15 protein-coding genes are annotated in these 13232 nt (G+C 37.2%); 14 read left to right on the top strand and 1 reads right to left on the bottom strand.

The window, feature by feature from the left end:
• The first annotated feature begins 122 nt into the window (after positions 1–122).
• The 13 genes from JTI58_RS21815 to JTI58_RS21755 all read left to right on the top strand — a co-directional run bounded on the left by JTI58_RS21815 (position 123) and on the right by JTI58_RS21755 (position 11298).
• Entirely contained in the window at positions 123–617 is a 495-nt protein-coding gene (locus JTI58_RS21815) for a hypothetical protein (protein ID WP_205443677.1), read from the top strand.
• A gap of 88 nt (positions 618–705) precedes the next feature.
• Positions 706–1155 carry a DUF4362 domain-containing protein gene (locus tag JTI58_RS21810; protein WP_205443675.1) on the top strand — a complete coding sequence of 150 codons (450 nt, stop codon included), beginning with the start codon at positions 706–708 and terminating at the stop codon, positions 1153–1155.
• Positions 1156–1288: 133 nt separating this feature from the next.
• Complete coding sequence (locus JTI58_RS21805; protein ID WP_205443674.1) at positions 1289–1720, top strand: hypothetical protein; 432 nt, start codon at positions 1289–1291, stop codon at positions 1718–1720.
• Positions 1721–1932: 212 nt separating this feature from the next.
• The gene (locus JTI58_RS21800; RefSeq protein WP_205443672.1) at positions 1933–2475 is read left to right on the top strand and encodes a pyridoxamine 5'-phosphate oxidase family protein; all 543 of its coding nucleotides are present in this window, start codon (positions 1933–1935) and stop codon (positions 2473–2475) included.
• A gap of 421 nt (positions 2476–2896) precedes the next feature.
• Positions 2897–4147 (top strand): benzoate/H(+) symporter BenE family transporter, encoded by a 1251-nt coding sequence (locus JTI58_RS21795; protein WP_205443670.1) that lies wholly within the window; start codon positions 2897–2899, stop codon positions 4145–4147.
• Between the two features lies 1 nt (position 4148).
• A complete protein-coding gene (gene hemL / locus JTI58_RS21790; RefSeq protein ID WP_205447520.1) occupies positions 4149–5441 on the top strand; it encodes a glutamate-1-semialdehyde 2,1-aminomutase in 1293 nt (430 codons plus the stop codon).
• Positions 5442–5563: 122 nt separating this feature from the next.
• Positions 5564–7003: a MocR-like pyridoxine biosynthesis transcription factor PdxR gene (locus JTI58_RS21785; RefSeq protein WP_205443669.1), complete on the top strand. Its 1440-nt coding sequence runs from the start codon at positions 5564–5566 to the stop codon at positions 7001–7003.
• A 208-nt stretch (positions 7004–7211) separates the two neighbouring features.
• Complete coding sequence (locus tag JTI58_RS24955) at positions 7212–7358, top strand: hypothetical protein (protein WP_243456200.1); 147 nt, start codon at positions 7212–7214, stop codon at positions 7356–7358.
• Positions 7359–7525: 167 nt separating this feature from the next.
• Entirely contained in the window at positions 7526–8026 is a 501-nt protein-coding gene (locus JTI58_RS21775) for a sigma-70 family RNA polymerase sigma factor (protein WP_205443668.1), read from the top strand.
• On the top strand, positions 8023–9279 hold the full coding sequence (locus tag JTI58_RS21770; RefSeq protein ID WP_205443667.1) for a DUF4179 domain-containing protein: 1257 nt from the start codon (positions 8023–8025) through the stop codon (positions 9277–9279). The genes JTI58_RS21775 and JTI58_RS21770 overlap by 4 nt, the downstream gene beginning before the upstream one ends.
• A gap of 290 nt (positions 9280–9569) precedes the next feature.
• On the top strand, positions 9570–10085 hold the full coding sequence (locus JTI58_RS21765) for a hypothetical protein (RefSeq protein ID WP_205443666.1): 516 nt from the start codon (positions 9570–9572) through the stop codon (positions 10083–10085).
• Between the two features lie 86 nt (positions 10086–10171).
• Positions 10172–10468, top strand: a complete 297-nt coding sequence (locus tag JTI58_RS21760) for a 3-isopropylmalate dehydrogenase (RefSeq protein ID WP_205443665.1) — start codon at positions 10172–10174, stop codon at positions 10466–10468.
• A gap of 77 nt (positions 10469–10545) precedes the next feature.
• Positions 10546–11298: an SDR family NAD(P)-dependent oxidoreductase gene (locus JTI58_RS21755; protein ID WP_205443664.1), complete on the top strand. Its 753-nt coding sequence runs from the start codon at positions 10546–10548 to the stop codon at positions 11296–11298.
• A 158-nt stretch (positions 11299–11456) separates the two neighbouring features.
• Here JTI58_RS21755 and JTI58_RS21750 read toward each other — a convergent pair whose 3' ends face one another.
• Positions 11457–12224, bottom strand: coding sequence for a sulfite exporter TauE/SafE family protein (locus JTI58_RS21750; protein WP_205443663.1), 768 nt, complete (start codon positions 12222–12224; stop codon positions 11457–11459).
• Between the two features lie 104 nt (positions 12225–12328).
• On the opposite strand from JTI58_RS21750, the gene JTI58_RS21745 reads away from it, so the two are divergent.
• Positions 12329–13213 (top strand): LysR family transcriptional regulator, encoded by an 885-nt coding sequence (locus JTI58_RS21745; protein WP_205443662.1) that lies wholly within the window; start codon positions 12329–12331, stop codon positions 13211–13213.
• Positions 13214–13232 lie beyond the last annotated feature (19 nt).

The following is a 13232-nucleotide window of genomic DNA, read 5'->3' as shown; positions in this document are numbered from 1 at the left end:
ACTTGCGAATATAGCAAAGTTAGTCAGCCAATAAGCTTATAACCACCTGTCTTAGATTTAAAATGATAGGAAGCCCTAATTCTATTTTAGCTATTCATTTTCCAGGCATGGACAATATACACATGGAATCAATTCAAAGTTGGATGGAAAAAATCGAAGCTTTTCCAATCTGTTTTTGCCTACAAATTACTGATAGTTTTAAGCGTGATTTTGAATTAACTTGTAATCAAAATCATTTAACCTATAAATATATTGGCGAATATGATGGTGCGAAGGTTGCTATTCTTGACATTTTAAATAACGAGTCGTTTTCAATTATCTTTCCATTCATAAATTTAATAAGTAGTATGGAAGATTTAGTTTTTTGGTCTATTAGAAAAGACGGCTTTACAGTGGATAATCGTCTACGTCAAAGAGGAATATTTGACCTTATTCCTGTAAATATAACTTTCGATGTTGACACGATTGTATTTAGTCTAACGCAATCTGGTCTTGTGTTAGAGGTTTATTCTAATAGTCCTTTCCATATTGTTAACTCCTTACCAGATTTTCTAATACCAATACAATTGAAAAGAATAAGACAATTGTTTCTTCAGTCAGTTTTTAATGAGTCTTAATTCGTTGTAAACGTGCAGGTAAGTTGACTAAATTGTAACCCCCTTAAGCAAGGAAACGACTACTTGCAAAAGGGGGTGATGTAAACCAATGAGAAAGATCAACATAGTATCTATTTTATTATTTTCGTTCTTCATAGCTGGTTGTCAAAACACTGGAAGCACAGCTATTAAAAAAACGGAACAACATAATATTCCAGATTATATCCCTACAACTGAAGATATTTTAGATAGGCATGGAGAAATAGAAAATAAAGAGAGATTGAAGGATTTTCTGAATCATGTTGAAAAAGGACAGAAGGATCGTATACGAGTAGTTAGGTATACAGTAGAAGGTGATCCAATTCTTCATGATCTTGACTATGATGGTGTAGTTATAAAATCAACAAAAGACAAACGAAGAGATAAATTTGGTGTAGGAAGTGTTGAGGATACTACTTGCACTTCAATTGAGATGGTCGAAGCTACTGAAAGAACGGATTATAATCTTGTAGGCTGCGAAAATCAGATAGACAATACGGTTTTAGTTATTTGGAAATAGTAAGGAAGATTTCAAATGGTAACCTACAGGATTCATATTGACATAATGACTTTGTAGAAAGAAGGAAGTATGATAGAAGATTTAAAAGACGCCATTAAGAAGTTATTGAGGTTAGTGGAAAGGAGAAAAATATGTGAAAGAGTATGCTTTTGAAAATTTGCCTTTCATTTCAAGTAACCCCCCTAACAGAATCAAGGAATATCAATGTGAAATACCGCTCGAAATAATTAGTGAATATCTAAATAACGATTATCAGCTCATTTTACAAACGTCGGTTTTCCCAAGTAGAAGAAAGCTTCACTACTTAGAGGTCATTGAAAAGAATCAATTTTTTAATTTAATTAGAGTAGACAAATTTACGTTTAATACGCAATTAGGTAAATTTATTGAAGAAAATGAATACGTGAATGGCTTCAATTTTTTCTTAATGAAGGATGTAACATATCCTGTTTTTCAGCTCCCACTTTCAAGCCGAGACACCATTAAAATCACTAACTTAACTAATAACCATTTAGTTTTCGTTCAAATCGAATCCTATGACGTTAAAGAATATTTCTGGAACTAAATATAAAAAATGAGGCAATGGAACTGAGCGATATTTCCCGCTCAGTTCTTTTTATAAAACTTTGAACTAAACCTGCTAATAATTCATCATAGCTATTATTTAATTTAACCTCTCCACTGAAAATGGATTGCTTAATTGCGATAGTTTTGGACGTTTTTATTCAATCCAAAGGTTGATAAAATCACATCATACTACAAGTAGGAGTGATAACAATGGATAAGGTACGTTACAAAGTAAGAGAAGTGTTGGACAAGAACAAAATAGAAACTTTTTTGCAGCAAGCTCGCATTGGGCATCTGGGTTTGGTTGATGGTCATTTGCCGTATGTTGTCCCACTTAATTTTGTGTGGACAAATGGAGTGCTTTATTTCCATGGAGCCACTGGTGGGAGACGAAATCAAGTGATGGGAGAGAATCCAGAAGTCTGCTTTACGGTATGTGATGAATATGGAACGATTACGAATCCAGTACCTGCAAAGACGGACACGGCTTATATGAGTGTCATGGTTTTTGGCAAGGCTCAACCTATCATCGATCTGGATGAAGCGACACATATGTTGCAAGAAATGATAAATAAATATGTACCTGGTTACTATCATCGTCCCTTATCCCAGCAACACGTGGACAAATACCGATCAGCCGTTTTCGGAGGGCCTGTTCAAGTGTATCGTATTGATCCTCAGCATATTACCGCGAAAGAAAATCCAATTGCATTAGGGGAAATGTTCCATATTGAAAAAATCCCGCATACATAGTACTGGTTTTCAGAGCTTGGTAAATGAAATCACTTTAAGCACCACTAGCCCTAGTCATATAGGGATAGTGGTTTTTTTTGTGTACCTAATTTTTATGGACTGCTAAAATTCGCATTTTTGGATGTTTTTTATCAATCCGTATTACGTTATGCTAAGACCGTTCATTTATAACTGACAATTAGTAAGGAGGGTTTAGTTCAGACTTTATCGGATAGTGGCAAGTGGAAGTGCTTAACACTTTTTTCATTCGGTAAAGCGCTTCTGGGAATTAAGCAAATTTGGAGTATCACTGGAATCTTCACGTTACATAAAAAGAGCTAATGACAACAGCCACAAATGAAGAGAACAGACATTAATACGTGATGAATATTTCTAGAATGAAGATGCGATTTAAATAATTAGTAGAAAGGTAGGAAAGTGTATGAACCCAACATCCGTTTCACTGAATGTGCGTGATTTACTTTCGCCCACCATAGCTGCATTTATATCAGTTTTAGTTAACTATGGGGGCACTTTTATTCTGGTGTTTCAGGCTGCCAAGGTTGCTGGTCTAAGTCCAGAAATGACCGCATCATGGATATGGTCGATTTCCATTGGTGTGGGGGTGACGGGTATCTGGCTCAGTTACCGATACCGTGAACCCATTATTACAGCTTGGTCAACACCGGGCGTGGCGTTTCTTGTTTCGGCTTTGGCGGTTACTCCCTATGCTGAAGCCATTGGTGCTTATATTATTTCTGCAGCAGCATTTGTGTTGTTAGGTTTATCAGGCATGTTTGAACGTTTTGTCCAGCTCATTCCGCCAGGCATTGCCTCAGGTCTGCTGGCAGGTATTTTATTACAGTTTGGTATTTCAGCCTTTGGTGGTGCGAAAGTGGAACCTTTACTTGTCATCGTCCTGTTTACTACGTATATCGTATTAAGACGGTTTACATCTCGCTATGCAATTGTCGGTATGCTAGTCATTGGCTTGATTTATTTGATAAGTATGGGGCGGGTAGACTTCAGCCATATCGAGTTGGCCTTCGCATCTCCTGTTTTTGTTGCGCCAACGTTTTCTCTACATGCATTATTGGGTGTCGCTTTGCCGCTTTTTATTATTACCTTAACAGGACAGTACATGCCAGGCATGTTAGTGTTGCGAAATGATGGATTTAAAACGAGTGCCAATCCGATTTTGATTGTAACAGGATTGGGATCACTCCTGACAGCACCCTTTGGATCACATGCTTTTAACATAGCAGCCATTACAGCAGCCATGTGTACGGGGAAGGACGCTCATGAGGATTCAGGAAAACGTTATATTGCAGGTATTGTCTGTGGCATTTTTTATATAATTGTCGGAATTTTTGGGGTAACATTGGCTGCATTGTTTTTAATTCTCCCAGCTACGTTCATTGCAACATTAGCGGGATTAGCGTTGCTAGGCACAATTGGTAGTAGCCTTGCCAATGCTTTAACAAATCCTGTTGGACGCGAAACAGCACTCATTACTTTTTTGGCAACAGCCGCAAATGTTACTTTACTTGGAGTTGGCGGTGCATTTTGGGGACTTGTAGCTGGTTTGGGCGCACATTTATTAATGAATGTTCCATTGCTCAGAAAACAGCATAGCATAAATGAGGGACAACAAATTAGAAAAGATAATATCACTACGAAAGGTGGTTTTTAACATCGATACGACGAAATCAATAGAAGCCTTCGAAATAGCAAAAAAGCTTATGCCTGGTGGGGTAAATAGCCCAGTGAGAGCATTTCAATCAGTTGGGATGGAGCCAATTTTTATGAGTCACGGGACAGGCTCAAAGGTATATGATATTGATGGCAATCGCTATATAGATTATGTTCTATCTTGGGGGCCATTAATTCATGGACATGCAGATAAGGAGGTTTCAGAAGCACTTCTTGAAGCCATCAATAAAGGGACAAGTTTTGGATTGCCAACTTTACAAGAAAATAAGCTAGCAACATTAGTATGTACTCGCATACCTTCCATAGAGAAGATTCGAATGGTTAATTCGGGTACAGAAGCGACAATGAGCGCCATTAGACTAGCTAGAGGCTTTACAGGCAAAGACATCATTGTGAAATTTGATGGAAACTATCATGGGCACAGTGATCATCTATTAGTAAAGGCAGGCTCAGGTATTGCCACATTCAGCCTTCCTGATAGTCTGGGTGTGCCTTTAGAGATCACTAAGCATACAATCTCCATTCCTTATAATAATATCGAAGTCCTGAAAACGATATTTGATAAATATGGCTCACAAATTGCAGCAGTCATCGTAGAACCGTTTGCAGGCAATATGGCGGGAATACCAGCTAACCCTGAATTTCTTCAAGCAATACGGTCCTTCACTACAAAGTATGGTGGCCTATTTATACTCGATGAGGTCATGACTGGTTTTCGTATAGATTACCACTCTGCTCAAGGGCTTTATAACATAAAACCAGACTTAACATGTTTAGGAAAGATCATTGGTGGAGGGATGCCTGTTGGGGCATATGGTGGAAAAAAAGAAATCATGAATCACATTGCACCTGAAGGTAGTATTTATCAGGCTGGAACCTTATCGGGTAATCCAATGGCTATGGTAGCAGGGTATACCACAATCAATAAATTAAATCATAACAGTTATACGTATATCGAAGCGTTAGCAGAGCGGCTTATTCAAGGCTTATCAAAAGTAGCTCATAACAATCATATTCCACTTAAAACAACGAAAGCTGGGACAATGATTGGCTACGCATTCATCGATCATCCCGTACAAAATTTTGATGATGCTCAAAAAATAGATGCCGAGATGTTTCGTCGTTTTTATAGAGAGATGCTTAAACAGGGTATACTTTTACCTCCTTCTCAATATGAAAGCATATTTATCTCGACTGCTCATTCCATACATGATATTGATAGAACGATTTATGCTGCCGATGTAGCCTTTAAAAGGATAGTATCATGTATTTAAATGATGCAAAGTGTACTAAAAACATCCTATTTCCATTTAATTATCGAATTGATAGTATAATAAGTTTGACTGTACGAAACTATTAATTTTAACAATATCTATTCTAACTGGAAGTGAATTGAATGTTACAAGTTAACCGAGACGATAAAAATCCCATATGGCAGCAGTTGCTTGACCAAGCAATTCATCATATTACAACAGGAAAATGGCCACCAGGCGAGTTACTTCCTCCATCCCGAGAGCTCGCCTTATTAGTAGGTGTTTCACGCTCAACCATTCAAATTGTTTATGAGGAATTATTTAGTCGAGGGTATACCGTGACAAATTGGCGTGGCGGAACAAGGGTAAGTGAATGGGGATATAAAACCGACTCGCAAGAAAAGGTGGTTCCTCAAGGACCATCCACGCCAGCATTACCTTTATTAAACGTAGCAGTTGATGAATTAAACAGCTGGTTTAGAGGTAAAGCAAATCAAAACGTAGAAATCGATTTTTGCCCCCATGAGCCGTATTTGGACGAGCAATTTCGAAAAATTTGGCGACAATCTTTTTTACAGGCTTCAGCAGAAACCGATTTGACCAATTGGGGTTATGGCAACGCTTATGGTTTTACACCGCTACGTGAACAGATTCAACGTTACCTGACATTTGAAAGAGGTGTTCATGTAGATATTGACCAAATCATCTTAACCTCTGGTGCACAGCATAGCATCGATCTCATTGCCCAAGCCCTTTTAAAGGAAGGAGAAACAGTTTCTGTTGAAGATCCGGGCTTTCCTGCTGCCTGGATGACCATGAAATATCGGCGTATGAATGTTGTTGCTGTACCCGTGGATGAGTATGGCGTACAAGTAGAGCATATTGATCCACAAACCAAGCTCATTTTTGTTACGCCTTCTCACCAATGTGCGGTTGGTGTCATTATGTCTGAGCCACGCAGACAACAATTGCTGCAAAAGTCTGCAAAGGATCAATTTTGGATTGTAGAAGATGATTATGATGGTGAATTTAGGTATCGTGGTGGTCCGCTTCCTACCTTGTTTAGCCAACAACCTCAAAACACATTGTATATGATGAGTTTTTCCAAAATGGTTGCTCCTGGCATACGAATTTCTGCCGTGATTGGTCCAAAAGATGCCATTCGCCAACTTGCACAAGTACAACAATTAACCTATCGACATCTTCCCATTATGGAGCAATTAACGCTTGCTCATTTTATTGAGCATGGTCATTTTATGCGTCATATGAGGAGAGCAAGAAATGTCTATCGACGTAGACATGAAGCGATGACGAAGGCGATTATGGCAACAGGACTAGCCGAACGTTTCAAGCTAAGTGGCATTGAAACGGGTTTGCATATGCTTCTTGAAGCGGAAGAGTCGTTTGATGAAGAAGCGATGACGAACCTCGCACTCGAAAATGGGATACGTGTTTATCCACTTAGCAAGTATTGCTTAGAAAATAATCGAAAAGGATGGGTACTGGGCTTTGCTAAAATGGATGAGCAAGCAATTGAGGAAGGCATTGTTCGTCTTGCAAAAATCCTCTTGCAAGAAACATAATCTAATTTTAGAAATGGGGTTTGTGATACTATGCCGGAATCATTCCTTGTATAGAAAAAGGCAAGGAGTATGCTGCTTATGCACCTGAAATATATAATGGCATTGATGTAGATGGTGACCTTTTTGATGAACTGCTTTCTAAGGACTCGAAACATTCTCACATAACACTAATCGACCGTTTAAAAGCCTCGCCTATTGGGGAATAACCTTGATACCACCGAGCTCTTATATTCAATTTTTAAATATGGTCAGTGAAGGCAATGCCGAATACCAATCAGCAGAACTTGAAGGATTAATCAAAAAAATAGCTGAGGCAATAAAACAAAATAAATGGATGATTCATTATGGTGTTTAATTTAGTCAATACATACAGGTAAGAGGAAAAGGCGATTGTTCAAGTAGAGCAATCGCTTCTTATTATTAACGGGAGATGTGTTGAAATGATAGTTTCCTAAAAAAATTCAAAAATTTTGAACGAAATGAAACAATACGTAGTCTAATGAGGGAAGGAGGCGAAAAAAGATGAAATTTGAATTAGAGCAGCGTGCTATACGTGGAGATCAAGAAGCGATACTTTCACTTATTGAAATGGATGAGGATATTTTATATCGCATGGCCTTTACATATATGAAAAATGAGCAAGACACGATGGACGTGATGCAGGAGCTTGTTTACAAGGCACTCAAAAAAATGCATACCGTTCAACAGCACGAATATGCCAGAACATGGCTTGTGCGCGTCTTAATCAATTGCTGTAAAGACCATTTACGAAAACGTACACCGACTGTTCAGATTGAGGAACATCACCTATCTGAATGGGTCATCTATTCAGATATGGAGAGATTATTGGAACATTTATCTTTGTCAGAGCAGCAACTCGTCTATATGAAATATTTCCAACAACTTAAAAATAAAGAAATTGCTGAGCTCAATCAAATTCCTGAGGGAACTGTAAAGTCGAAGCTTCATCACATTTTAAAGAAGCTTAGAAGCTTTGCTAGAGAAAAGGAGGACTGGCTATGAGTAAACCATTGATTGACGTTCCAAAGGAGAAATTGCAACAAGTTCGCATGGACATGTTTCAGAAAGTTCAACGAGAAAAAAGAAGAAAGAAGCGCATTGTTTCGGCTACATTCATCTCCATGTTTTGCCTAAGCCTTCTCTTTTCAATTCGCGTCTCGCCAACGATTGCTAGCCAAGTTGCCAAAATACCTGGCTTTCAAGCAATTGTAACAGCGATTGCAATAGATAAAGGAATAAAAGATATTGTAGATCATGAATACTATGAAGAAATCAATGTGACGCAATCTAGAAAAGGTCTAGCCCTTACATTGCAGGGCGTGGTTGCCGATAATTCGGGATTTGTATTGTTCTATGACGCTGATGCCTCATTTGATATTTCAAAATTAAACTTAGAGCAAGTTCAATTGTTTCAAGGAGATGAGGAGATTGAATGCGGCTGTACGTTTACGATGAATGCAAGCAATCAAACATACATCTCTTCATCAGTGAAATATAATTTTTTAAAGCCTATCGCCTATACTTCCAAGGATTTTAAAGCAGTTTTTCACTTTCATGATGAAGAGAAAGGTAACATTAAAATATCTTTACCGTTTTCACTGAAAAACGAGATCGCAAAGGAGAAAATTTTTACTGCGAATCGTACGATCGATGTCAATGGGCAGAGATTTACGATTACACAAATTCGCCGTTCGCCATTAAAAGTGGCACTCGATATTGAGGTAGCCAAAGATAATACAATGCAACTATTAGCGCTGGATGATGTTGCCGTCATGACAGAAAGCGGTGAGCGCAGAGATAGTATTAGAAATGACATTTCAACAGGTGGAGATATTCGAGATGGCAAATTTACGCTCTATTTGCAAAGTAACTATTTCGATGATCCAGCGTCATTGACGGTTATGATTGGCGCAGTTCAAGCTGTGCCAAAGGGTGAGGATTTTATCGAAGTTGATTTTGGCACAAAAGAAATACTCACAAAGCCTACTTATTTTAAGGGGGACATTTCAATAGTGCAGCAAAGTGTAGCAGTTAAGATGAATAAAAATAATGAAGGCAAATTATTAATGCTCTCTGATGCCATAAAAGAAGATGGTACGCCGTTAGAATTCAAAGGTGTGACGATTTCTCGAGATGAGCAGTATGTAGTGGAGACATCACAATTTGAAGAATATAATGGAAAAGCTAAACTATATTTGAACTATTACACGAATCCGATTGGGGAAAATATTGAAGTAAACATTCCATTGCAATAAAATGCAGCTGTTCAAAAAGACGAACCTTTTTGAACAGCTGTTTTGCTATTTTGAATACAATAATTGGGGGCATCTTTTCTGAACAACTTGATAGATAATAGGTTAAATAGGCACTTAAATGGTTAATGATTATTTAGTTATAACAGGGGGTAACGATATGTTTAGATTTGAAGCGGTTGTATATTCTGGAATTAGTTACATAGGTAGCTCTTTTTTTGAACTTATGGTGTAGGTTAGTTGTAGAGCGATGATGGTATAATTTAAGGTAAACTTACTTTATGAGGTGGAAAATGCACTCTTTAGAATTAAACAAATCAAAATATATAGTCTCTAATATCAAGGACATTTTGCATAATAAGCTCATTCTTGCTAAACCGTTAACGCAAGATGACATCAAAAAAGTAAACCTAGTCAATCCCCCTGTATATGATAAAGAAAAGTTTCTTATTCAGGAACAGTGGTTATACAGTATGAATATTGGAGAATGGGAGGATGTGGAGATTAGTATACAAGGAAATAATGAAAATCCCGAAGCGGTTATAATCGAATTAGCAGAAAGAATTTTCGATGAACTCCATCTACATATAAGATGCGCATTAGAGTATTTACATAGGTTTTTTCCTAATCAAGAAATGAAGAACTATTATTTATCCACAATAAGCTTTGGAAATATGGCTAACTTTGATAATTATATATTTTCAGGCTTTAGTTTGGCTTTTATTTATGAGGGTCACTTTGAATTTCAGTATAAAGTAAAATTTAAAGAAAATGGTTGGCCTATCGGTTTTGAGGGTGGACCACTTTAATATTCAGTAGTTACGCTTATTGTATATAATGAGTCAAAGGGGAAGGGATAGCCAGTACGAAATCTTTTTTGAAAAGAGGGCGTTAAATGGAAGGTTTTTTCTTCATACTTATAGGCTTTTTGCTCGTTGTTGCAAATGTGATTGGGTTTCTATTCTTCAAAAAAAAGAAAAATCTATATCATGCTGCTTTCATCATTTTACTACTGGCAGGTGTATTTGGTGGACTAGGAAGTGTATTAGCACTAATTCTTATTCGTGATCCCTTTGCGTTATTCTATGGATTGAACATTGCCTACTATTTACTCATTAATAGTCTTATTGTATTTCTTCTTGCGATTTTAGTTACGATCATTAAAAAATATACTAGTAGTAGCATCGTGTGACTAACGATCGTGGTGCGTGAGCATTGAGTTGTTTATGAACGAATTACTATTAAAATCATTTTGTTAGGTGGGACGCTATGCATAACTTGTCAGGAAAGGTTATTCTTATCACAGGTGCAAGCTCTGGGATTGGATTTGCTACGGCTGAGCTAGTAGCAAATCAAGGGGCTAAAGTAATTATCAATTATCATACAAATGTGGAAGGTGCCAATGAAGCTGTCAAACGAATTCAAGAAAAAGGTGGAGACGCCATTGCTATTCAAGCTAATATTGTGAATAAAGAAGACGTGAACGCAATGGTTGAGCAAGCTATTTCTTCATTCGGCACGATTGATGTCTTAGTGAATAACGCTGGAGGCGGCATTCGTCAAAGTACTTTTATGGAGATGAGTGAAGAGCTATGGGAAGAAACGTTCAAACTAAATGTCAACAGTGTGCTCTTATGCTCTCAAGCTGTATTAATACATATGATTCCGAAGAAATGCGGAAAAATTATTAATGTCTCTTCTGCATCTGCACGTATTGGTGGGGCAGGGGAAAGTATTCATTATGCATCTGCTAAGGGAGCTATCAATACAATGACGATTGGCATGTCCAGAGAATTAATTGAATATGGAATTATCGTTAATGGGGTAGCACCTGGAATGGTAGAAACACCCTTTCACGATAAATTTGCTCCTGGCGACAATCGACTTGAACGGATGGCTTCCTCTGTACCAATTAAAAGAGCTGCAGCGCCTAAAGAGATAGCGGAAGTAATTGCCTTCCTTTCTTCCGATGCCTCAAATTACATCCTTGGAGAAATTATAAATGTGAGTGGCGGTAGATAAATAAAAAATATGCAAAGTATTATTGCTAAAATTGTTCGTCTATTCTATTAACAGTAGCTATTTCTAACGTAAATTGCGGATTCAAAACAAGCTCTGCCTTTTATATCCTTAAATTTCGGATATAAAGGGTAGGACTTGTTTTCTGCATGTATGTAAATTTATTTTATTAAATCCGTGACAACTTGAACAATTAAAAACAAAAAAATGATGGGTAATATCATTTGAATCCATTTTGTTTGGATGTACGGAATAATTTTTAAGCCTAAGAAAGAGCCAGCAATAGAGCCAAGTGAAACAGGGATAGCAATTCCCCAATTAACAATACCAGTAAAGTAATAAAAGAGAAATGCACCTGTACAACTTGACAAAGAGATCATTCTTGTTAATTCAACTGCTTTTAAATAAGAGTATTGTTTTTTCAAGAAATAGGTTATATTCATAAGAGCTGAGCCTGGTCCAAAGCCTCCGTCATAAATTGAAATAGCAAATGGAATGAGCTTATTCAAAGGTTGTTCCTCTGTTTCTTTTACATCTTTGACAATCCATTTATTACTGCAAAGGACAATCATAAATACGAAAATTAAGCTTATACAAGCGACTACATTCATAATTTGTTCCGATAAGAGGATTGCTAATAATGCACCAAGTACACCTCCTAAACTAGAAATGATCATGAGAGAAAAATATTTTTTTACAGATAAACGCCCTTTTATGACAAACGAAACAACATTTGATAGGGCTGATAAATCTGTCGCGAATTTATTAACGGCGACCGTTGTATGAATTGGAATGCCAACGAGTAACAATGAAGGCATCAAAATAAAGCCTGCTGCACCGAACAAAACACCTATTATGGCTGCGAGTAAACCAATTGTAAACAAAATCATTCCTTTTACTGATAACCATTCCTGTAGTAAAATTTCCATTCAATCACCTCTATACTTAAATTACTGATAAACTATACATAAAACAAATATATAATTATTACTTATTCATAAATTAAATTTATGGATAGAAAGGTGTGAATGGAATGAATTTACATGCATTGAGGATCTTTACGAATGTAGCCAAGCTTGGTGGCATTACTGCAGCAGCGAATAGTATGCTACTTAGTCAACCTGCTGTCACCATTCAAATTCGAAAATTAGAGAATGAAATAGGGGCTAAATTGATTGAAGGCAAAGGACGTGGCATTCAATTAACGCCAGAGGGGAAGTTTTTATACGAGCAAGGCATGCGTTTATTTTATTTAGAAGCACAAATCGATGAGAAGCTCGGTAAATTTTTAGCAAAGGAAGATAAAATACATATTGCGTCCTCTTACATCCCTATTAATTATATACTTCCGCCTATCATAGCTAAGTACAAGCTTGCTCATCCTCAAATTGAATTTTTTGTATCGTTAGGCAATGTTCAATCTGTGGAAGAACAAGTTCTAAATTATGAAGTAGATTTTGGTTTCGTCGTTCAAAGTAAAATAGGCCATAAAGATTTACAGTTTGAAAAGGTATTGGATATCCCGTTTTGGTTTATAGTCCATCCTTTACATCCTCTCGCAAATCAAACGGTCTCCATTTATGAATTATCGAACGAAGACTTTATTTATCGGGAACGTGGTAGCTCGACACTCGATTTATTGGAGTCCATTTTTTACACGTTTAATGCGCCTTTACCTAATCTAGGACTTCAAATGCAGGGCTTACATGAATCCATCAAAGTAGTGGAAGCGGGGTATGGCATGACTTTAGCTCCGTCCTATAGTGTGGCCGAAAGTATAACAAACGGGAAACTTGCTCAAGTGTATGTTGAGCAGGCGGCTATTCAGCAAAGTTTATTTATTTGCTCACGAAAATCCGATCTAATCGAGCAACCATTTATGCAATTCTTAAAAACGCATTTAAATGCATTAAACTAACCACTACAATCTTCTTTTG

Origin of the sequence: Lysinibacillus fusiformis, assembly GCF_016925635.1 — a bacterium.
Classification (GTDB): Bacteria; Bacillota; Bacilli; order Bacillales_A; family Planococcaceae; genus Lysinibacillus; species Lysinibacillus fusiformis_F.
The sequence above is the reverse complement of the archived record's forward strand: the minus strand, read 5'-3'. Positions and strand labels throughout refer to the sequence as shown.

Excerpts from the sequence above, each read along its gene's own strand:
- JTI58_RS21815 (WP_205443677.1), top strand. The coding sequence starts at position 123 with ATGGAATCAATTCAAAGTTGGATGGAAAAAATCGAAGCTTTTCCAATC.
- JTI58_RS21810 (WP_205443675.1), top strand. The coding sequence starts at position 706 with ATGAGAAAGATCAACATAGTATCTATTTTATTATTTTCGTTCTTCATA.
- JTI58_RS21800 (WP_205443672.1), top strand. The coding sequence starts at position 1,933 with ATGGATAAGGTACGTTACAAAGTAAGAGAAGTGTTGGACAAGAACAAA.
- JTI58_RS21795 (WP_205443670.1), top strand. The coding sequence starts at position 2,897 with ATGAACCCAACATCCGTTTCACTGAATGTGCGTGATTTACTTTCGCCC.
- JTI58_RS21785 (WP_205443669.1), top strand. The coding sequence starts at position 5,564 with ATGTTACAAGTTAACCGAGACGATAAAAATCCCATATGGCAGCAGTTG.
- JTI58_RS21775 (WP_205443668.1), top strand. The coding sequence starts at position 7,526 with ATGAAATTTGAATTAGAGCAGCGTGCTATACGTGGAGATCAAGAAGCG.
- JTI58_RS21770 (WP_205443667.1), top strand. The coding sequence starts at position 8,023 with ATGAGTAAACCATTGATTGACGTTCCAAAGGAGAAATTGCAACAAGTT.
- JTI58_RS21765 (WP_205443666.1), top strand. The coding sequence starts at position 9,570 with ATGCACTCTTTAGAATTAAACAAATCAAAATATATAGTCTCTAATATC.
- JTI58_RS21760 (WP_205443665.1), top strand. The coding sequence starts at position 10,172 with ATGGAAGGTTTTTTCTTCATACTTATAGGCTTTTTGCTCGTTGTTGCA.
- JTI58_RS21755 (WP_205443664.1), top strand. The coding sequence starts at position 10,546 with ATGCATAACTTGTCAGGAAAGGTTATTCTTATCACAGGTGCAAGCTCT.
- JTI58_RS21750 (WP_205443663.1), bottom strand. The coding sequence starts at position 12,224 with ATGGAAATTTTACTACAGGAATGGTTATCAGTAAAAGGAATGATTTTG.
- JTI58_RS21745 (WP_205443662.1), top strand. The coding sequence starts at position 12,329 with ATGAATTTACATGCATTGAGGATCTTTACGAATGTAGCCAAGCTTGGT.